15 protein-coding genes, 2 pseudogenes and 1 riboswitch are annotated in these 22520 nt (G+C 43.9%); of the genes and pseudogenes, 11 read left to right on the top strand and 6 right to left on the bottom strand.

Annotation, left to right across the window (positions count from 1 at the left end):
* The 3 genes and pseudogenes from AB4161_RS20435 to AB4161_RS20425 form a co-directional block, all read left to right on the top strand.
* Positions 1–210, top strand: a pseudogene (locus tag AB4161_RS20435) (hypothetical protein); the annotation flags it as partial.
* The gene (locus AB4161_RS20430) at positions 203–1543 is read left to right on the top strand and encodes an HlyD family type I secretion periplasmic adaptor subunit (protein WP_017070029.1); all 1341 of its coding nucleotides are present in this window, start codon (positions 203–205) and stop codon (positions 1541–1543) included. The pseudogene AB4161_RS20435 and the gene AB4161_RS20430, both read left to right, overlap by 8 nt.
* A gap of 12 nt (positions 1544–1555) precedes the next feature.
* A riboswitch (cyclic di-GMP riboswitch) is annotated at positions 1556–1639 on the top strand.
* Between the two features lie 30 nt (positions 1640–1669).
* Positions 1670–4540, top strand: a complete 2871-nt coding sequence (locus tag AB4161_RS20425) for a hypothetical protein (RefSeq protein WP_372084110.1) — start codon at positions 1670–1672, stop codon at positions 4538–4540.
* 163 nt (positions 4541–4703) lie between these two features.
* On the opposite strand, the gene AB4161_RS20420 is transcribed toward AB4161_RS20425, so the two are convergent.
* From AB4161_RS20420 to AB4161_RS20400, 5 genes are all read right to left on the bottom strand, one after another.
* Positions 4704–5381 (bottom strand): ABC transporter permease, encoded by a 678-nt coding sequence (locus AB4161_RS20420; protein WP_017062123.1) that lies wholly within the window; start codon positions 5379–5381, stop codon positions 4704–4706.
* 2 nt (positions 5382–5383) lie between these two features.
* The gene (locus AB4161_RS20415; RefSeq protein ID WP_017062124.1) at positions 5384–6124 is read right to left on the bottom strand and encodes an ABC transporter permease; all 741 of its coding nucleotides are present in this window, start codon (positions 6122–6124) and stop codon (positions 5384–5386) included.
* 79 nt (positions 6125–6203) lie between these two features.
* The gene (locus AB4161_RS20410) at positions 6204–6974 is read right to left on the bottom strand and encodes an ABC transporter substrate-binding protein (RefSeq protein ID WP_017062125.1); all 771 of its coding nucleotides are present in this window, start codon (positions 6972–6974) and stop codon (positions 6204–6206) included.
* Between the two features lie 137 nt (positions 6975–7111).
* Positions 7112–7882 (bottom strand): ABC transporter ATP-binding protein, encoded by a 771-nt coding sequence (locus AB4161_RS20405; protein ID WP_004736532.1) that lies wholly within the window; start codon positions 7880–7882, stop codon positions 7112–7114.
* A gap of 249 nt (positions 7883–8131) precedes the next feature.
* Entirely contained in the window at positions 8132–9556 is a 1425-nt protein-coding gene (locus tag AB4161_RS20400) for a hypothetical protein (protein ID WP_372084107.1), read from the bottom strand.
* 441 nt (positions 9557–9997) lie between these two features.
* On the opposite strand from AB4161_RS20400, the gene AB4161_RS20395 reads away from it, so the two are divergent.
* From AB4161_RS20395 to AB4161_RS20375, 5 genes are all read left to right on the top strand, one after another.
* The gene (locus AB4161_RS20395; protein ID WP_017062126.1) at positions 9998–11539 is read left to right on the top strand and encodes a DUF3360 family protein; all 1542 of its coding nucleotides are present in this window, start codon (positions 9998–10000) and stop codon (positions 11537–11539) included.
* Between the two features lie 307 nt (positions 11540–11846).
* Entirely contained in the window at positions 11847–14123 is a 2277-nt protein-coding gene (gene pflB / locus AB4161_RS20390) for a formate C-acetyltransferase (protein ID WP_102427865.1), read from the top strand.
* 200 nt (positions 14124–14323) lie between these two features.
* Positions 14324–15313, top strand: coding sequence for a lipid A deacylase LpxR family protein (locus AB4161_RS20385; protein WP_372084104.1), 990 nt, complete (start codon positions 14324–14326; stop codon positions 15311–15313).
* A gap of 164 nt (positions 15314–15477) precedes the next feature.
* Positions 15478–16218 (top strand): pyruvate formate lyase 1-activating protein, encoded by a 741-nt coding sequence (pflA, locus tag AB4161_RS20380; RefSeq protein WP_010437353.1) that lies wholly within the window; start codon positions 15478–15480, stop codon positions 16216–16218.
* A 220-nt stretch (positions 16219–16438) separates the two neighbouring features.
* Positions 16439–16939, top strand: a complete 501-nt coding sequence (locus AB4161_RS20375; protein WP_017070032.1) for a YfbU family protein — start codon at positions 16439–16441, stop codon at positions 16937–16939.
* 108 nt (positions 16940–17047) lie between these two features.
* Here AB4161_RS20375 and AB4161_RS20370 read toward each other — a convergent pair.
* A pseudogene (locus tag AB4161_RS20370) lies at positions 17048–17188 on the bottom strand (MipA/OmpV family protein); the annotation flags it as partial.
* 378 nt (positions 17189–17566) lie between these two features.
* Here AB4161_RS20370 and AB4161_RS20365 point away from each other — a divergent pair.
* The 3 genes from AB4161_RS20365 (at position 17567) to AB4161_RS20355 (ending at position 22474) form a co-directional block, all read left to right on the top strand.
* A complete protein-coding gene (locus tag AB4161_RS20365) occupies positions 17567–19501 on the top strand; it encodes a PrkA family serine protein kinase (protein ID WP_017062132.1) in 1935 nt (644 codons plus the stop codon).
* 127 nt (positions 19502–19628) lie between these two features.
* Complete coding sequence (locus tag AB4161_RS20360) at positions 19629–20900, top strand: YeaH/YhbH family protein (protein ID WP_372084102.1); 1272 nt, start codon at positions 19629–19631, stop codon at positions 20898–20900.
* Positions 20901–20911: 11 nt separating this feature from the next.
* Positions 20912–22474 carry a SpoVR family protein gene (locus AB4161_RS20355; RefSeq protein WP_017102060.1) on the top strand — a complete coding sequence of 521 codons (1563 nt, stop codon included), beginning with the start codon at positions 20912–20914 and terminating at the stop codon, positions 22472–22474.
* Positions 22475–22520 lie beyond the last annotated feature (46 nt).

Genomic DNA, 22520 nt, shown 5'->3' with positions numbered 1-22520 from the left:
ACGAAAGATCAACACGCCCTTGTTTCGCTATTACAATTGGCGAAAGAGAAATCCATTTCTGTCGTGATGGTAACGCATAACCCAAGCTTACTCAGACATGTCGATTGGGTTGTTGAATTGAAAAACGGCCAGATAACGCAAGCAGGCGAAGCGAGTAAAGTTGTCCGGTCGCTCTTCAATGTCGCTTCCTCGGAGGTGTCGAATGGCTAGTATTCATCATGACGATAAAGGTATTCACTTCGACGATGGTAGAAAACTGATCTTTTCTACATTCAAAATACAGGTGTTCATCTGGTTAGTTCTTGTGACTACTCTTGGTGGCTTTGCTGCTTGGGCATACCTAGCCCCGCTTTCTTCTGCTGCCATTGCGCCAGGCGTGATTATCGTAGAATCAAAGCGAAAACCCATTCAGCACTTAGAAGGCGGGATTGTAGAAATCGTCCATGTTTCTGACGGCGACCATGTTCAAAAAGACGAACTGCTCATCACGTTAAGTCACACACAAGCTCAAGCATCGCTTCTAAGGCTAAGAGCTCAGTGGCAAAGTGATTTAGCGCGGCTGAACCGCTTACAATCAGAGTTAGCGAGTCATCAAGAAATTCAATTTGATATGAGATTACTCTCCCTTATGAGTGACCCAAACGTATCAAGCTTACTTGATACGCAGAGTAAGCTTTTCAGCAAAAGACAATCGTTAAAATCCGGTGAATCCGATGTGTTACAGCAAAAAGTCGAGCAATCAAAACTTGATCTGCAAGGCTTCCAACAACGATTCTTAGCCGGAAACCGAAGCCTGAAGTATTTAGAAGAACAGGTACAAATGCACCAAGATTTGCTTGTTTCCGGTAACACATCCAAATCTCGCTTATTGGATTTACAGCGAGAACGCTCTCAATTACAAGGTAACGTTGCTGACCTCAAAGCTAGGATTGGCCACGCCAAACGCACCATCGCCGAAGCGAAGTTAGAGTTGATCAATGCGGATTATACTTACGCCAAAACGCTCGGCGAAGAGATACAAGATTTAGAAAGAAAGCTGAATGAAACCAGAGAGGCTATGGTCAATGCTCAAGATATTCTTACCCGGGTTGAAATAAGAGCACCTCAAAGTGGTGTGGTAGTTGGACTTAATGTGGTCTCCGAAAATGCCATCGTTCCACCCGGTGAAACCTTGATGGAATTGGTTCCGCAAAATGACGAGTTGATTGTAGAAGCGTTAGTGAAGCCAGAAGACATCGAAGCCTTACGAATTGGCTTGGATACCCAAGTAAGACTGACTGCATACAGTTTCCGTAAAACACCACCGATTCGTGGAAAATTAGTCCATATTTCGGCTGACCGCATTAGCGATCAAGCTACAGGATCTTCTGCTTACTTAGCGAGAGTATCGTTAGATAAGTCTGAGCTAGAAGCATTAGAAAACATCTCATTGTATCCGGGCATGCCCGCAGAAGTGATGATATTACTTGAGCAACAAACACCGCTCGAGTATCTACTCAACCCACTCTCTGTGAGCGCCTATAAGGCAATGAGAGAAATTTAACCAAGCGCACAAAGAAGATAAAGCCAAACTCATCGTGAGGTGAGGACGGAAAGCTCCAGATCTCAGGGATGAAGCCGAGATGGCTGGGCTGCCTCTATGTATCGAATGATATGTGAGGAAAAAACGATGGCAGAAGTAACCAATACAGCAGCAGGACTGAAAAGTAATGGTAGCAATGATACCAATATACTAGTAGATGGTCCTAACCTCCCCACCCCAGAATCTAGAGATGTCAACAATGACCTTTCTAACCTCAGCGGCGATAACCTCGAAGTACGAGCCGGTAAAGGCGACGACATTGTGCATGCCGGCAGCGGCGATGACTTTATCGCTGCTGGACGTGGATCGGACACAATTAAAGCAGGTGCCGGAAACGATGTGGTTGAAGCTTGGAATCATTCGCTCAATGCTGGTGATGAAGCCGGCGTTAACCGCGATTTAAGCGCGGCACGCGATAAAGATTTAGAAGCGCTAGGAGAAGAGTGTGTTGACGACATTGTGGTTGCAGGTGCCGGTGATGATTATGTTGAAGGCGGTGCGAACAATGACATTATTTATGGTGACAGAGGCGCTGGTGCAGAATTTGGCGAAAACCTAATCAGCGATGGTGATTTTGAAGCTTTTGACCTTGGCAATACATGGGGAACAGCGCCAAGCGCCGGTGCATGGAACGCCGAGGTTGGCAGTATCGAGATTCAAGAACAACTGCATGGCGGTGTCCCAGCTGATGGTTACGGGACTGATATCGCCAGTGGTCACTTCCTAGAATTAGACTCGCATGGCGCGAATTCAAATTCAACCGTCTCCCAAACATTTACGGTCGATGACGACGGTATATATCAACTCGATTTTTCCTACGCTTTCCGTAATAAAGGAGGCGATAGCACCACCGCTCCTTTCACAGTCCAAATAATGGCGGGCACCGACGTTGTATTCGAGAAGTCTTTCCAAGACATTGACGGCGTCGATGATGATTGGGATCTGTTTAGCGAAGATGTCGATCTCTCTTCAGGAAATTACTCACTCAATTTTATTGCCGACGGCGCAGAAGACACCTTTGGGGCTCTGATTGATAATGTGTCATTGAAGCAGGTACTGCATAACGATGTGCTCATTGGTGATAACGGGCCAGACGCTGCAAATGAAGGCGCCGCTGGGAACGACTTGATTCGAGGCGGTAAAGGGAATGACGTAATTATCGGCGATAACTTTGAAGCGCTGTCGTTTAACGAAGGAACCGGCGAGTTTGAATTAGCGGAGCCAACGACATCCGTCGACCTATCAGCAAATTCAACCGCCTACAACGCTGATGGTTCTGTCGGCACCGTTGATACAGGTAATGCAAGCTCTGGCGGTACAGGTTATGGGGTAGATGGCGCAGCTGAGGCTGGCGTGCTTGCTCAAATTGGCTTCAGCTACGACGGCGTTACCGGTGAAGGTGCATCAGAGATGTTTTCCGTCAGCTTAGACGAACATACAATGATTGCTAAAGTCGGCATTTCCAACCTCTACTTAAATGAAGGCGACAATGGCGTAGATGAGGCAGGCCATTGGGCAGCATATCGGGAAGGTATTCTGGTCGCTGAGGGCGATTTCATTGCGAGCGATTTAGCGGATGGCAATAACAACAGCGGTTATCTAAACATCGGTCCTGATGACACTGGCTTTAAAGCCTTTGATGAACTTCAGTTTACTGCCGTTGGTCCTGCATTTGACAAAAACGGAGACGCTAATGCCGATTCAAGTGACTACTACGTCACTTCTGTTACCACCGATGGCCTAACGGGTGACGGAACCGATATATTGCGCGGTGGTCGTGGGGACGATGTCATTCTTGGTGGTGACAACGCCAAAGGTGGCATACCTGAACTCGATCCTGAGACGGGTTACTACGATGTAAGTAGCTTCAGAGGGACTATTGACGTCACTATGGAAGGCACCGAAGCGGGCTTCGAAAATTCGTTTGGTTACTTCACAAAAGACAGTGAAGGCAATGTAAACGCTGAAGTCATTTGGGGGAATGTGAAAGATCACCTTCCAAACTCTGAAGCTGGCAACAGCTTTAGTCTCGATTTGGGGCACTGTGATGATTGCGTTGATACGCTCGGGTTCTTCATTATCCCAGATGGCGGGAATGACGGTTTCGTCTCAGGCGAAAGTATCGCAATTGACTTAAACACTCAACAAGCGACCAGCTCTAACAATAGTGACCACCCCTTCTTGCTGGGCGTACAAGATTTAGTCGGTAGTAACGGCAACCTTACCTTAGATGTTAGCGGCATTAACAACTTCAATCCGGGTACAGAACTCGGAAATCAGTTCTGGAATGACAACCCTGGCGGTGATGGTGACTTCGATGATGTGGTAACCACCGTTGAAATCGACGACCAACCAGAGCAATTATTTGGTGGTAAAGGCGATGATTGGCTTGATGGCGGAGACGGAATCGACCATATCAAAGGCGGTAAAGGCGATGACATCATCATTGGTGGTGGTGGTGCAGACGAAATCCGTGCTGGTAAAGGCAACGATACAGTAGCCTTTGATGCAGAGGATACTCTAATTCATGGTGGTAAAGGGTTCGATGTACTGGTCGCCAATGACCCTGGTGGTGTCGATATCGACATGTCGAAGGGGTCAAACATCAATGGGTTTGAAGCAGTCATAGGGGGAGACTCAGCTAATGACAAACTGACTATTTCTCTAGGTAAAACCTTCAATCAAAACCATGACCTTGATGGTAATAGAGCAAAGAACGACGACCAAGTTGCTGAATTCTTTGCTTTAGGAATTGAAGATATCGACGCTAGTCATCTTCAAGGATTCCAATACCAAACCGCAACATCAGTGACGCTAGACCAAGATATGCAAGATAAACTTGGACTCGATGGAACTGAAACGATTACCGCTTATAGCTTCACCAAAGGAGGCAAAGAAGTCATCATCTACACTGATGCATCCTTTGATGGTGATTTCATTGGCGTTAATGAAGTTTAATTGCTTTTTGAACTAGTAAATCAGAAACAAAGTTAAAGGACTTATTGCTTGTGTAATAAGTCCTTTTTGCTTCAAAGAGCTACTCAACTAATTCCTATACAAACCCTAAATAAGAACGGCGCTCAATGAGCGCCGTTTTGTTAACTGTGTGAATACCGTGCAATTAGCTAAGTGGTCTTAGGTAAGCAAGGAAACGTTTCTCTGCGAATTTGAAAATCGCGATGATGATGAACGTTAACGCCATGTAGAACAGACCTGCCGTTAGGAAAGACTCGAATGGAGCGTAGTAACGTGAGTTAACCAAACGTGCAGCACCGGTTAAGTCCATAATGGTTACGATACCCGCTACCGCAGAGCCGTGAAGCATGAAGATGACTTCGTTACTGTAAGCCGGCAATGCGCGACGCAGAGCACTTGGTAAAATGATACGACGGTAAGTCTTCGGTGTACTCATGCCGTAAGCTTTTGCTGCTTCGACTTCACCTTTAGGTAAGCCGTTAATCGCACCACGAATGATCTCTGCGGTATAAGCTGACGTGTTAAGAATGAATGCCACCAAAGCACAGAACCATGCGTTTTCCCATAATGTGTCTTTCACTGGGAAGAATTGGTCCATACCGTAGTAAATCAGGTACAGCTGAACCAGTAATGGCGTACCACGGAAGAAATAGATGAATGACCAAGCCGGAGCATTAATCAGCATATTTGGACTGTTACGAGCGATAGCTAGTGGTATGGCGACGAATAAGCCAATGATCAAAGCAACGCAAACCATCCAAGCCGTTGTCCATAAACCACCAAGGTAAATCGGCAGGCTTTCAATTATCAATGAAAAGTCCATAACTACCTCGCGTGGATACTGAATTTACGTTCAACCAGCTTAAGTAAGCCCGTTGAAACACTGGTGAAGAATAAGAAGATAATCGCCACAGTCATGTAGAAAGTGAATGGCATTTTGGTTGAACCCGCCGCCAGTGCACTAACACGTACCATGTCTTCTAGGCCAATAATCGAAACCAGCGCAGTGGTTTTAAGTAATACCAGCCAGTTATTCCCAAAACCCGGTAATGCGTGACGAATCATCTGCGGTAGCAGTATGCGGTGAAACGCCTTTACAGGGCTCATACCATAAGCTTTTGCCGCTTCCATTTCACCGCTGTCGACAGCCATGATGGCACCACGGAACGTTTCTGCCATATAGGCACCGAAAATAAAGCCTATGGTTAAGACACCAGCAACAAATGGGCTGACATCAATATAATCAGGTAAGTAAGCGGTCCATTCGTGGTTAGGATCACTGGATGCAAACCACTCGTTGAGCCACTCGTTGATGGAATACAAACTGTTGTTTAAAAGGATTTGTCCACCAAAGAAAATCAGCATCATCAGTACGAGATCTGGAATGCCTCGAATGACGGTTGTGTAGAGGGTTGCAATAGCACGAGCCCAGCGATAAGGCGCGAGTTTTGCTAAGGCACCTAGCATACCAAGAACCATAGCTAAAATTAGCGACAGCAAGGCAACTTCGATTGTGAGCACCGCCCCTTTCAGGATCGACGCTTCATATCCTTGTAAATCAAACATAATGGATTCCAACAGAACTGCGAAAAAGTTGGTAAGACAGGGAGAGGAGAACCTCTCCCTTAAGAATTGACGCTAAAGATTACTGACCGTATACGTCGTAGTTGAAGTATTTAGCCGCGATATCTTGGTAGATGCCTTTTTCACGTAGTGAAAGGATTGCCGCATCTAATTGCTTAGTCAGATCTTTGTCTTGCTTACGAACAGCAATACCCATACCTTCACCGAACCACTTAGGATCCGTTAGAGAGGGGCCAACAAACTCGTAGTCTTCACCACCAGCTTTGTTCAGCACGCCTTCTTCTAGAGCAGATGCATCACCTAGTACAGCAGCAACACGACCGTTTGCTAGATCAAGGTAAGCTTCGTCGAATGAACCGTAACGAACGATCTCTACTGTATCGCCGTAGTTGTCTGTTAGGTATTTATCGTGAGTTGTTGCACGTTGAACTGCAATCTTTTGACCGCTTAGATCATCAAAGTTAAGGCCTGCACCTTTCTTAGCGATGAACTTGTTTGGGATAAGTGCGTATTTACCAGTGAAGTCGATTTTTTTCTTACGCTCTTCCGTGATAGACATTGCCGCGATGATCGCATCATATTTACGAGCAAGTAGAGAAGGAATGATACCATCCCAGTCTTGTGCAACGATCTTACACTGCACCTGCATTTCAGTACAAAGTGCGTTAGCCATATCGACATCGAAGCCTTTCAGTGACCCGTCAGCTTCTGTCCAGCTAAATGGAGGGTAAGCACCTTCAATACCAAAGCGTACTGTTTTCCATTCTTTTGCTTGAGCTACGCCCGTTGCAGCAGTTGCAGCAAGTGCCGCGACTAATAACCACTTTTTCATATCCCTACTCCTGTGATTTAGGTTTTTATGTTTTGCTAGTTTTAATGTTGTGTTTGTTGTTGCTTATTAACTTACTTGTTGTGTTTTATTGTTCACACCGTCGCTGTTTACCGTTGGCAACGGCGTTTCAATTCTGATTAGTAAATCGATGAGATAAATTGTTGTAAACGTTCAGATTCAGGTTCCGTAAACAGTTTAGCTGGATCGCCCTGTTCTTCCACTAGACCTTGGTGCAGGAACATCACATGGTTTGATACGTCACGAGCAAAAGCCATTTCATGTGTTACCACAAGCATGGTTCTTCCTTCTTCTGCTAGATCTCGCATTACACCGAGTACTTCCCCTACTAACTCAGGGTCAAGTGCTGATGTTGGCTCATCAAACAGCATCACTTCCGGATCAACCGCTAACGCTCGAGCAATTGCCGCTCGTTGTTGTTGTCCACCGGATAAATGACCTGGGTAGTAATCTTTGCGCTCATACAAGCCTACTTTTTTAAGTAGTAGTTCTGCATTTTCAATCGCTTGAGCTTTAGGTACACCTAATACGTGAACGGGTGCTTCGATAACATTTTCGAGAACGGTCAGGTGAGACCAAAGATTGAAGCCTTGAAAAACCATCGCTAAGCGTGAACGGATACGCTGTACTTGTTTTTCGTTGGCAGGAACAGATACGCCTTGGCGGTTGTTTTTCATTTGAATTAATTCGCCATTAACCCAAATCTCGCCTGCAGTTGGTGTCTCTAAAAGGTTGATACATCTAAGGAAAGTACTTTTACCCGACCCTGAAGAACCGATAATCGATACAACATCGCCTTTATGCGCAGAAAGTGAAATTCCCTTTAAAACTTCATTTTGACCAAACGTTTTGTGTAGATCCTTTATGTCCAGCGCTGGTACATCTTTCATGCGCTTTCTCTCCCAAGTTTGTGAAAATGCAAGGTACTCCGACCTTTTCATGCGATACAAACTAGCATCACACGAAACAACATGCAACAAATTATTAACCTGATAAATTGGAATAAATAGCGATTCACTCTGACTTATTATGCAAAAGGTAGCGTTTTCGCCTCAATGATATGAATACTGCTTATAAAAAAGCCCCAATTAAGGGGCTATTCATGTTTTATTTTTGTTAAGCGCGCAACATTCCAACCACTAGCTGGCTGGTATATCTTTCTCAACTTTCTGATAATTCAATTCAGACTTATCCAAAACTGAGCTTCTTGTTGTCGAGGGAGGGGAAATTAATGAAACTCTATCGACAAATTTCTCTGAACTCTGAGGATTAGAATACTCATTAGCTAAAAGCTCAAACCCTTCTGGCGTAACAGAGTCTAAAGACAGGTATGTTACCTCTATTGTGTTTCCGTCTGCTGGTGATGCGTCAGTCGAAATGCCATCATACTCCGGGATGATTATGCTCGAAGTAGATTGTGAAGGGTTAGCATAAATCGCATGTTTCGCAACGGTACCCACTGGAACATTGATTCTTACGATTGTCTCATCATCTACTGTAACCGCACCATTACTACTAACTATACAATTGTTTCCTGTACAGTTTAGTCTTGGATTACTATTAGAAATGACAGCATCGACAAAATCGATGTCTATAATGTTGCTTATACTTGGGCTATATTGGTTCTTTTCGATCGACCAGCCCTCATCGTGTTCAGCACTAGTCAAAATAGAGTAAGTAAAATCGTTTGAATAGTTCAAAATAGAATCTGATACAGATAGATTTTGCCAAATAAAGCGTGTGGAATTTGAGTTTGCACTAACAACCGCCGATTCAGAACTCAATGTACTCTCGCTGTTCCAAGATAGAGCCACGTCATCTGTTAACTCTTGCAATAATATCGAACTAGGAACACTTCCATCATCGGTAGACAAATCGCTGCCTTTCATTAAAGCGAATTCGACAATAGAACCGTTGTTGTCGTATCCCACCCCTAAGACATCTTCATTGCTATCAATTATATTAAGTCCTGCTATAACAGAGTTTCCGACCTTTTTCCCTGTCCAATAAGTCTCTACTGAGTATGAAGCAATTGAATTCGAACTTACAAGTGCAACCGCTTTATCTTCTGAAACTCGACCTAACTTATTAGATGTATAACAAGCAGCTGTACCCTGAGTCGCTTCAATATTAATTAAGTAATCTCCCAAAAGCTCTTTTTGAATCGACAAAGTATGAGCGAATTCTGTACCAGCAAAACTGACACTATCAATAACGGTAACAAAACCACCATCTTCCACATCGTTTTCTGTAAATGTCAACTTTCCGTTTGATAGCTTATCTTTCAACGATTTGTTAAATGATCCGTTGGCATTATAGCTATGGATATCGTAAACAGTTGTCGCTATTTTCGCGTAATCAAAGTTTCCATCACTATAAGATTTAAAAATAGCTGGGCTAGTCGTATTCGTACATTCAGCTGTCGACTTGTTGACTTCCATTTGTACAAACTCAAATGTATAACTTTTTACTGGTTTGCCACCGCCGCCACCACCGCCGCCGCCACAACCAACAAGTAATCCTGAAATAATTGCCGCTAGTGGCAACATTTGTGTCTTTTTCATCTATTTTGTCCTAGTTTGTGGCAACAGCTCGCCAGAATTAATTATCTTATTAGAATAAAGCAAAAAGTAAGCCAACCATTACAATATTGTATAAATCACTGTGAGAACTGTGACTAGAATACGAAAACGTCAATTTGTGAAAACTAATTACACGATTCATCAATGGGAAGTTAATGAATCGCTGCGTTTTGTAGCTTTCTTTCACATAAACTCATAAAGTGATCAAGATCAATCACCCTAAAGGGTAAGCTTGTTAGACTCCTCAGCAAAGAATAAGGCATGAAAAATGCCAAACATTTCTTTTAACTTAGCTGCATAAAGCACAGCAAAACCGTGCAACATAATGTTAATGAGTTATAACTAAGAAATAACGCAATTACGCAATTACGCGAACTTATAGAATTCAATTTTAGAATTACTAACAAAAAATATGAGGAATCTATGTCAGACGTTGTCAATAATGCGAACTCTGAAGTAGAAGAGAAAAGCTATAAAGAGCTACACCGTCCTGCTTCTGAATTTGAGAGCCGCTCAGATTATCTAGATCACGAACTTCAAATCATGAAGCCTCGCCGCTTCGGTTTAAACCTTCCAGGTCGTGACTTCCGCTTTGAACTTGAAGATCTTGTTCCTGCACTTGCTGGTACTATTGGTATCATTGCGATGTACTCTGCAGTAATGATGTCGTGGGCTGATGGCCTAACTCAAGCTTGGGATCACGTAAACCTAGGTAAAGACTTCGCAATTGAAGTCGCTCGTGTAGAAATGCTTATCCCTGCACTACTGTTTTGTATCCTTGCTTCTGGTTTCTTTAACCCTAAAGCAAACCTTGCCGGCAACCACGGCCCAATGATCCCTCTTATCGGTACCATCGCTCTCGCTGGTGCTCACCCTCTTGCATTGGCCATCCTGATCGGTGTGTTCGGTCTCATCCTAAGTTTCCTAAAAGGCGGATCTAAACTTGTTAACCTAACTTCTGAAGGTACAGCAGGTGGCTTGCTCATATTCTTAGGCTTAACCGGTACCATGAGCCAAATCAACTCAATTCAAGCATGGGCGGTTGGTCTTCAATCTTCTACTGTTGAAGCGGGTAGCATGGGTTACGTGGGTCTTATCGTTCTTGCTATTACTATTGCTATCTACGCTTTCTTAGCAAAAGTGAACAAGCGTTGGTTAGCTATTCCAGTTTGTGCGTTTACAGGCCTTGCTATTGCATTAGCATTAGGCGCTGGTTTCGATATCGTGTTCGAAACTGAAATGGGCATTCCAAACCTAAACCCAGTTTACTGGTGGGGTTCGACTTCTGAAGGTTGGATGCTTGGCTTGCCAAATGTTGAGCACTTCATCGCTTCGCTACCGTTCGCTATTCTTGCAGTAGCAATGTGGTCACCAGACTTCCTAGGTCACCGTATCTTCCAAGAGCTGAACTACCCTAAACGTTCTGAAAAAGTTCTGATGGACGTAGATGACACAATGACGATGTGTTCTGTTCGTCAAATGGTCGGTACTGCAGTAGGTGGTGGTAACATCACATCTTCTTGGGGTACTTACATGATCCCAGCAGCAATCGCGAAACGTCCAATCCCTGGCGGCGCAATCTTGCTTGGTTCTCTATGTATTATTGTTGCGATTCTTGGTTTCCCGATGGACGTAGCAGTATGGCCACCAGTGATGCGTGTTGCGCTACTTGTAGGTGTATCTCTACCTCTACTTGAAGCAGGTATGCAAATGGTTAAGGATTCAAAAGATTCTCAAGCGGCTGGTATCTGTATCTTTGGTTCAGCGGTTGTTAACCCAGTATTAGCATGGGCACTAACTATGCTTCTTGATAATAATGGTCTAATTGGTGATAAAGAGCGTGCAAAGCGTCTATCATTTGTAGATAAGATTGTTATCCCTGTTGGCGTTTTAGTTATCTGTCTAGTGGCAATGCTTGCAGTTGGTATGCTAGAAGGTCAGTATGGTCTAAAAGCTTGGCTATAATAGTCCTTACTACACAAAAGTAGTATTAGGATTAAAAAAAAGTTTGGGTGGCAACCCCTGCCACTCAAATTTTTTCAACTTTTTTTGGCATTTATTGATTTAGTTTAAGGTTTGCAGAAATTTTTTAGCGTAGTCTTGAATACATAGAGTAAAGACAACATATAAAAGGTAGTGACAATATATATAACCATATGATGCTTATATGCTCATATATATTGTTATTAATAAGAGTGTACTACCCTTACGAGGGGCGCTGGCTCAACAGTGTTAATGTACGTATTTTTTCTACTAAAAAGGTAGGTATGTCATGGCAGAGCAATTTGCTAAAGCTTGGGAAGATTTTGCTGCAGGTGAGTGGCAAAGCGAAGTAAACGTTCGTGATTTCATTCAAAAGAACTACACGCCGTATGAAGGCGACGAGTCTTTCCTAGTTTCTGAGGGTACTGAAGCAACTAACAAGCTTTGGTCTTCGGTAATGGAAGGTATCAAACAGGAAAACGCAACTAAAGCACCTGTAGATTTCGATACTTCTGTTATCTCTACCATTACTGCTCACGATGCAGGTTACATTGAGAAAGATCTTGAGACTATCGTTGGTCTACAAACTGAGAAGCCACTAAAACGTGCAATCATCCCTAACGGTGGTGTGCGTATGGTTGAAGGTTCTTGTAAAGCATACGGTGAAACTCTTGACCCAATGGTTTCAAAAATCTACTCAGAATACCGCAAAACACACAATGCTGGCGTTTTCGATATCTACACTCCTGATATCCTAAAATGTCGTAAGTCTGGTGTTCTGACTGGTCTTCCTGATGCTTACGGCCGTGGTCGTATCATTGGTGACTACCGTCGTGTTGCACTTTACGGTATTGATTTCCTAATGAAAGACAAAGCGGCTCAATTCGCTTCTCTACAAGAGCGTTTCGAGAACGGCGAAGATCTTTCTGCAACAATGCAATTGCGTGAAGAGATCTCTGAGCAACATCGTGCTCTAGGTCAAATCAAGCAAATGGCTGAGAAATACGGTTTCGATATCTCTGAGCCAGCTCAAACAGCTCAAGAAGCTATCCAGTGGACTTACTTCGGCTACCTAGCTGCTGTTAAATCTCAAAACGGTGCTGCAATGTCTCTAGGTCGTACTTCGACTTTCCTAGACATCTACATCGAGCGTGATATCGCTGCTGGCAAGATCACTGAAGAACAAGCACAAGAAATGATTGACCACTTCGTAATGAAACTGCGTATGGTTCGTTTCCTACGTACTCCTGAGTACGATGAGCTGTTCTCTGGCGACCCAATCTGGGCAACAGAGTCTATGGGTGGTATGGGTATCGACGGTCGTACGCTAGTAACGCGTTCGAACTTCCGTTTCCTAAACTCTCTATACACTATGGGTCCTTCTCCAGAGCCAAACATCACTGTTCTTTGGTCTGAGCAACTACCTGACGGCTTCAAGCGTTTCTGTGCGAAGGTATCTATCGATACTTCTTCTATCCAGTACGAAAATGATGACCTAATGCGTCCTGACCTAGAGTCTGATGATTACGCTATCGCTTGTTGTGTATCTCCAATGATCGTTGGTAAGCAAATGCAGTTCTTCGGTGCTCGTGCTAACCTTGCGAAAACAATGCTTTACGCAATCAACGGCGGTGTGGACGAGAAACTTAAGATGCAAGTTGGTCCTGTTTCAGACAAGATCACTGACGAAGTTCTTAACTACGATGACGTAATGGGTCGCCTAGACACATTCATGGACTGGTTAGCTAAGCAATACGTGACTGCACTAAACAGCATTCACTACATGCACGACAAGTACAGCTACGAAGCGTCTCTAATGGCTCTTCATGACCGTGACGTTCGTCGTACTATGGCTTGTGGTATCGCTGGTCTATCTGTTGCAGCTGACTCACTATCTGCAATCAAGTTCGCGACTGTTAAACCAATCCGTGACGAAGATGGCATCGCAACTGACTTCGAAATCGAAGGCGATTACCCTAAATACGGTAACAACGACTCTCGTGTAGATGATATTGCTTGTGAACTAGTTTCTACGTTCATGAACAAGATCCGTAAGCTTAAGACTTACCGTAACTCTATCCCTACACAGTCAGTTCTTACTATCACGTCTAACGTTGTATACGGTAAGAAAACTGGTAACACTCCAGACGGTCGTCGTGCTGGCGCTCCTTTCGCTCCTGGTGCAAACCCAATGCACGGTCGTGATGAGAAAGGTGCTGTAGCATCACTAACGTCTGTAGGTAAACTACCGTTTGCTGACGCACAAGATGGTATCTCTTACACGTTCTCTATCGTGCCAAACGCACTAGGTAAAGAACAAGACAGCCAACGTGCTAACCTTGCAGGCCTAATGGATGGTTACTTCCACCACGAAGCTGGCATTGAAGGTGGTCAACACCTTAACGTTAACGTTCTTAACCGCGAAACTCTTGAAGACGCAGTTAAGCACCCTGAGAAATACCCTCAGCTAACAATCCGTGTATCTGGTTACGCTGTTCGCTTTAACTCTCTAACTGCAGAGCAACAAGCTGACGTAATCGCACGTACATTTACTGAGTCTCTATAAGCTCACGCTCAATAGACAGTAAATAATATTAGCCTCGCCAATGTGCGGGGCTTTTTTATATCTGAAATAAATCGCACTACACTCACCTATCCCGCGAAATGTTAGGTTGAGCAAAAAAGCACCCTGCCATTCACTTTTTTTCCACAAATTCTGTCAAATTACGGTAATATCGCGGTTCATAATTTAAGAGTAACTGCTCCATGAAATACCTGCGTTGTTTACCCCTGATTCTTCTCTCTTTCTCATCTTTAGCCTCTGAGCGTTCTACGTTAACTTTTGCTTTAGATAATGATGGTATTTTTGGTGTCGACCAAGACTATACCAACGGCTTATTTCTGGGTTACACATCATCAAGTATTACGCCATATAACTGGGTAAAACCATTGAGTCTTTCCTACTGGGGCGCAAGCTCTCTAGACAAGTGGGAAATCACCATTGGCCACAAGATGTATACGCCTTCTGACATTGAGTTAGAAACGCCATCGCCTAATGATCGCCCATACGCAGGTTACCTTCACACTGAATTCAATTACATCAGCTTAAACCCACAGCAAGCCCAGCGTTTTAATATCACGTTTGGTACTACGGGCGAACGTGCACTGTCTGAAGATGCTCAAAAGCTGGTTCACTCAATCACTAAGTCGGATGAGCCGATGGGTTGGGAATACCAAGTCGATGATGAATGGGCGGGAAGCGTTGGTTACCTAAGCCATTTCAACCTAATGCGTAATCAAGCTCTTGCGAATACTGACTACGAAATCTCTAACGTTTCTGAAATCAACGTCGGTAACTTTAGAAGTGATATCTCGACTGGTTTTATGTTCCGTTGGGGTACGGACTTAGGCGGTAACTTTGGTGCAGCTAACATCACCATAGAAAACCCATTCAAACCTGGCATGATCGGCGCATCAAACGCTGGTTGGTTTACCTATGCCGGCCTTGAAGGTCGCTACCGATTCAACGACCTGACTATCGAAGGCGATCGTTCTGAAATCGAAGATAATTGGCCGAATCCAGAACAATACGATGTGACTTTAGAGAACATTCAGGCTACTGCTGTGCTTGGTGTGGCTTGGTATAACCAATACGTTGGTGCCTCTTTAGCGCTAACCGCAAAAACACCGGATTACGAAGAAGCGAAAGAGTCAGTGTACACCACTGGCGGTATCACAATGTTTGCTTTCTTCTAGCCACCAGTAAGGGCTTTCGTCCTTTACTTTTCAAGTTTAATAAAGGCAATCATCTTCACAGGTGGTTGCCTTTATTTTTAAAGGTCTCGTTACCATTTGACCCTATTTTATGTACCGTTTTTGTAATAAAATAAACGGTATAAATTCCTCTACGAGAATAGCTCATGTCTACAACTGGTCGCATTCACTCATTCGAATCTTGTGGTACTGTCGATGGCCCTGGTATCCGCTTTATTGTGTTTCTTCAAGGCTGCTTAATGCGTTGTATGTACTGTCATAACCGTGATACATGGGATCTTCATGACGGAAAGGAAGTAACGGTCGAAGAGATCATCAACGAAGCAAAATCATACCGTCATTTCATGAAAGCATCGGGCGGTGGTATCACCTGTTCTGGTGGTGAAGCGATGCTACAACCTGAGTTTGTTCGTGACTTTTTCCGCGCAGCTCAAGCTGAAGGCATCCACACTTGTCTTGATACTAATGGCTACATTCGTAAGCACACTGAAGTGGTTGATGAAGTCCTAGAAGCCTCTGATCTAGTTATGTTGGATCTTAAGCACATGCGAGATGAGATTCACCACGATTTCATTGGTGTATCAAACAGACGTACTCTGGATTTCGCACGCTACTTACACAAAATCGGTAAGAAGACGTGGATTCGTTATGTGATTGTCCCTGGCTACACGGACACACCTGAAGATGCTCATCTGCTAGGCGAATTCATCAAAGACATGGATAACATCGAGAAAGTAGAACTGCTTCCATACCATAAGCTTGGTGCACATAAGTGGGAAGCACTTGGTTTTGACTACCCTCTTGAAGGTACAAACCCGCCAAGCAAAGAGAAAATGGACGAGATTGTTGCTGTTCTTAGCCAGTACCATTCAAACGTAAAATACTAATCTAGACTGACGTTCATAGTGATTTCAAGCGCCTCAATTTCGATTGGGGCGTTTTCTTTTCGAGCCAAACAATCCTTTCACTTTTCTTTACAACTTTTGTTTATCAATTCAAAAAATCATATTAAATCCGTGTTGAGATCATGTTTCCACTCGTAGGAATGCTGTTACTCTTACTGCAACAAAAGAATACAACATTTAGTTTTTTAGTGAGGCTCCTCCCATGGAAATGACCAATGCTCAGCGTCTAATTCTATCAAATCAATACTACCTAATGTCTCAAATGAACCCTGAGAACTCGGCGAAATACCAGCGTCTACAAACGATTGTAGAACGTGGTTACGAACTCCAAATGCGTGAACTTAACAAAGAGTTTGGTTGTTTGACTGAAGCAGAATGTCGCGAAATTATCGACATCATGGAGATGTACCATGCAATGCAAGAGTCGAACAAAATGCTTGCAGAACAAGAGCGTGCTGAAGTAGACCAACGTCGCCTGCAGTTCTTAGGTTTTGATATCGCTTCTGAAGCGCAGATCGTACACTACGTGCGTTTCCTTGTTGATTCTGAAGGTCTTTACCCTCAATTCGACAAAGCCGATCACCACTTCAATAGCCAGATGCCAATGCTAGAGAAGTACCGTCGCATGCTAACAACATGGCGCAACTGCCCTCGTCAGTACCACCTATGTGCGACAGAGCTATCTCAAATCTTTAGCGCTTAATTCGTTAATAGATCAGCGATAACTTTTAAAAAGTTTCAAGAAAAAGGGTTACTCATCATGAGTAACCCTTTTTTTAATGTTCGCACACAAAGAGAAAAACCAAAGCAACTAGAAAACGTAAGCAACACCAACGTTCGCGGCCATGTTGATACCACTTTCAAGTATTGGACTATTCTCTATATCACCTTCAAGGTTGGTATAACGAACGCCACCAGTTACTCGAACATTTGGCGTAACATGCAGATAGCCACTATTTTGAACCCATTATTCTTCACTACATCTACCTATTTATTGAGCAATTTTTGATAACTTCGCGCACTATATGGTACTCCATTCCAAAAATCAATAGAGCCCAGTTATACATCTAATGCACATAAATCCATTGTGAGTATTGTTAAGCGACCTAAAATCTCAAAACAAACGGCCAGATCCCCTCGAATGTAAAATAATTTGATTCTACGCGCCTCAAGTTGCCTATTGCGCTCGCCACGTTTTTCACACGCAAAATTGTAAATAAATACATAATTGTTAAGCAAAATTGTGGAAGCGGTCTAACCTTAAAATGTAGGGAGAGCCTATTTTTCAATCGCTCGTCAGTTTTGACTGGTTAACAAGGGGAATGTGACTATGAGTATCTTTGACCACTATCAATCACGTTATGAAGCAGCCAAGGAAGAAGAGCTGACATTGCAGGAGTTCTTAGGGCTGTGTAAAGACGATAAAAGTGCTTACGCTAATGCTGCCGAGCGCTTATTACTAGCCATTGGCGAACCAGAGGTTATTGACACTGCTCAAGACCCTCAACTGAGTCGTATTTTCTCGAACCGTGTCATCTCACGCTACAGCGAATTTAAAGATTTCTACGGTATGGAAGATGCGATTGAACAGATTGTTTCTTACTTAAAACATGCTGCGCAAGGTTTAGAAGAACGTAAACAAATCCTTTACCTACTTGGCCCTGTGGGCGGTGGTAAATCCTCTCTCGCAGAAAAACTTAAAGCCCTGATGCAGAAATTACCGATCTATGTATTGTCTGCTGACGGTGAACGAAGCCCAGTAAACGATCACCCATTCTGTCTATTCGATGTTAACGAAGACGGTGACTTATTGAAGAACGAATACGGCATCGAGAAACGCTATCTTCGCTCAATTATGTCTCCGTGGGCAGCGAAACGTCTGCACGATTTTGGCGGTGATATTTCCAAATTCAAAGTCATCAAACTGCGCCCTTCTATTCTCGATCAAGTTGCGATCGCGAAAACGGAGCCAGGTGATGAAAACAACCAAGATATCTCGTCTCTGGTTGGTAAAGTTGATATTCGTAAACTTGAACACTTCTCTCAAGATGATCCTGATGCCTACAGCTACTCTGGTGCGCTTTGTAAAGCCAACCAAGGTGTGATGGAATTCGTGGAGATGTTCAAAGCGCCAATCAAAGTATTACACCCTCTACTTACGGCAACACAAGAAGGTAACTTCAACGGTACCGAAGGGCTTTCTGCACTGCCATTTGACGGTATGATTCTCGCTCACTCGAACGAATCTGAGTGGCAGACTTTCCGTAACAACAAAAACAACGAAGCATTCCTCGACCGTGTGTACATTGTAAAAGTCCCTTACTGTCTGCGTGTGTCTGAAGAAGTTAAGATCTACAAGAAACTGCTTGAGCACAGTGAGCTATCCCAAGCGCCTTGCTCACCAAGCACACTCGATCTGCTATCGCAATTCAGCATTCTTTCGAGACTAAAAGAGCCTGAAAACTCATCTCTATTCTCTAAGATGCGTGTTTACGATGGTGAGACTCTAAAAGACACCGATCCAAAAGCGAAGAGCTACCAAGAGTACCGAGATTATGCTGGCGTTGACGAAGGCATGTCTGGGCTATCAACGCGTTTCGCCTTTAAGATCCTGTCTCGTGTGTTTAACTTCGACCAAGCCGAAGTGGCCGCGAACCCAGTGCACCTGTTCTACGTTATTGAGCAGCAAATCGAACGGGAGCAGTTCCCTCAAGAGACCGCCGAGAAGTACCTAGAGTTCTTGAAAGGATACCTAGTGCCACGCTACGTAGAGTTCATCGGTAAAGAAATTCAAACCGCTTATCTAGAGTCTTACTCTGAGTACGGTCAGAATATCTTCGACCGCTATGTCACCTACGCAGATTTCTGGATTCAAGACCAAGAGTACCGCGACCCAGAAACAGGCCAACTATTTGACCGTGCTTCTCTGAATGGTGAACTAGAGAAAATCGAGAAGACAGCCGGTATCAGTAACCCTAAAGACTTCCGAAATGAGATTGTGAACTTTGTGCTTCGTGCCAAAGCCAACAATAACGGTCAAAACCCAGTGTGGACGAGCTACGAGAAACTGCGCACTGTGATTGAGAAGAAAATGTTCTCTAACACAGAAGAGCTACTTCCTGTTATTTCGTTCAATGCTAAGACCTCAACGGATGATCAGAAAAAACATGACGACTTCGTTGCTCGTATGATGGAAAAAGGCTACACCGAGAAGCAAGTGAGACTGCTATCTGAGTGGTACCTAAGAGTTCGTAAATCCTCATAACTAAACGGTATTGAGCTGCTCAACTGAGCAGCTCGTATAAACCAATAACTTTTATACCTTAGTAAACCAATAACTCTTATACCCGTATAAAAAGTAGGATCGCGACATCAGCTGAGAGGGAGTTCTTATGGCACAATTTATCGATCGGAGGCTCAATGGCAAAAATAAGAGTGCTGTGAATAGACAGCGTTTCTTACGACGCCATAAAGAGCAAATCAAAGAATCTGTGGCCGATGCAGTTAACCGACGCTCAATCACCAATACAGAAACAGGTGAAGACGTCACTATTCCCCATAAAGACATCAAAGAGCCGAACTTTCACCAAGGTCAAGGCGGCGTAAGAGAGCGCGTTCACCCAGGTAATGATCAGTTCATCACTGGCGATAAAATCGAACGCCCTAAAGGTGGTGGTCAAGGTGGTGGCTCAGGCCAAGGCGACGCAAGCCCTGATGGCGAAGGCCAAGATGAATTTACCTTCCAAATTTCAAAAGATGAGTATCTTGATATTCTCTTTGAAGATTTAGCTCTACCTAATCTAGAGAAAAATCAGGTCAACAAAATCACCGAATGGAAAACTCACCGCTCTGGTTACCAAAGCGCGGGGATTCCATCCAACATCGCTATCGTTCGTTCACTACAGCAATCTCTGGCTCGTAGAACCGCGATGACAGCAGGTAAAAAGCGCGAGCTTAACCTACTGATGGAACAGCTTGACCAAGTTAAAATGACGGAGCCGGCACAACCTTTTGAGGAAGGTCGCCTCAAAGAAGAGATTGCCGAGTTACGTAAAAAGATTGAAAGCGTGCCGTTCATTGACACCTTCGACTTACGTTTTAAAAACTACGAGAAGCGCCCTATTCCATCTAGCCAAGCCGTGATGTTCTGTCTAATGGATGTATCGGGCTCTATGGATCAGGCCACAAAAGATATTGCGAAGCGCTTTTATGTTCTTCTGTATCTGTTCTTAAATCGCACCTACGAAAACGTCGATGTTGTGTTTATTCGTCACCATACTCAGGCTAAAGAGGTCGACGAACATGAGTTTTTCTACTCACAAGAAACGGGTGGCACCATTGTTTCAAGCGCACTGAAACTGATGAAGGAAATTGTCGCAGACCGCTACCCTGCTAATGAGTGGAACATCTATGCAGCACAAGCCTCTGATGGCGATAACTGGGCTGATGACTCTCCTCGCTGTAAAGAGTTACTGGTCAATACGCTTCTGCCAACTTGCCAATATTACTCTTACATCGAAATAACACGCCGCTCTCATCAAACACTTTGGCACGAATACGAAAAACTCGAGAGTTGCTTTGACAACTTCGCCATGAAAAACATTAAAACGGTGGATGATATTTTTCCTGTGTTTAGAGAACTGTTCCAGAAAGAGACTGCGTAAGGGAGTTTGCCATGACAGCGAAATCAAACGTTGCAGAGAAAGACAAATCTGCACAGAAGAAAAACGACAAGATGCTGCCTGATGGTCCAGATTGGACGTTCAACCTCTTGGAACAATATCACGTAGAAATTAAGCGTGTGGCGCAGCATTACCGTTTAGACACTTACCCGAACCAGATTGAAGTGATTACCTCTGAGCAGATGATGGATGCTTACTCCAGTATTGGTATGCCCATCAATTACAACCACTGGTCTTTTGGTAAGAAGTTCATCCAGACAGAGCAAAACTACAAACACGGCCAAATGGGCTTAGCGTACGAAATCGTGATCAATTCAGATCCATGTATCGCTTACTTAATGGAAGAGAACACTGTCACCATGCAAGCATTGGTAATGGCGCATGCCTGTTACGGCCATAACTCGTTCTTTAAGGGTAATTACCTGTTCCAAACTTGGACTGATGCAAGCTCGATTATCGACTATCTATTATTCGCGAAAAAATACATTACCGATTGCGAAGAAAAATACGGTGTAGCTGAAGTCGAGAAACTTCTCGATTCTTGTCATGCTCTCATGAACTACGGCGTAGACAGATACAAACGCCCAGAAAAGATTTCCATTGCGGAAGAAACCGCAAGACAAGAAGAACGTGAAGCGTATCTGCAATCTCAAGTGAACGAACTTTGGAGAACGGTTCCTCAGAACAAAAGTAAGGAAGAAGAGACCAAGATACGTTTCCCTAGTGAGCCTCAAGAAAACATTCTGTACTTTATTGAGAAGAACGCCCCACTGCTTGAACCTTGGCAACGTGAGTGTGTTCGTATTGTTCGCAAGGTAAGCCAATACTTCTATCCTCAGAAACAAACTCAAGTAATGAATGAGGGCTGGGCAACCTTCTGGCATTACACCATTCTTAACCACCTTTACGACGAAGGCTTGGTGAGTGATAAGTTTATCTTAGAATTCCTACACAGCCACACCAGCGTGGTCGCACAACCCGCCTACAACAGCCCTTATTTCAGTGGGATAAACCCTTATGCGCTTGGCTTTGCAATGTTTAGAGACATTCGACGTATCTGTGAAGAACCAACCGATGAAGACAAAGAATGGTTCCCTGAGTTAGCCGGAAGTGATTGGTTAGAGGCGGTGCACTTTGCCATGCACAATTTCAAAGATGAAAGCTTTATCAGCCAATACCTTTCACCAAAAATCATTCGAGACTTTAAGTTGTTCTCTGTGCTCGACGACGACCGCAAAAACACCATTGAGATAAGCGCTATTCACGACGATCCGGGCTATCGCTTAATTCGTGAAAAGCTTGCGGCGCAGTACAATCTAAGCAACCTTGAGCCGAATATCCAGGTGTTTAATGTCGATGTTCGCGGTGACCGCTCGATGACACTGCAGTATGTGCCTCACGGCCGTATCCCGCTTGATAAAGGCTACGACGAAGTGATGAAACATCTCTATCGCTTGTGGGGCTTTGATGTGATTTTGGAAGAGCTCAAAGATACGGGTCATAGAGAGATTCTGACCACTTGTCCAAAGCGTAATGATTATGGAGCCAAGATTTAATATCAATCACAGTAAGTCAGTGCTTGGTATAAAACTCCGCTCCCCC

It is taken from the genome of Vibrio sp. 10N.286.51.E5, assembly GCF_041469125.1.
Taxonomy (GTDB): Bacteria; Pseudomonadota; Gammaproteobacteria; order Enterobacterales; family Vibrionaceae; genus Vibrio; species Vibrio crassostreae_C.
This window is presented reverse-complemented; position numbering and strand designations above follow the sequence as displayed.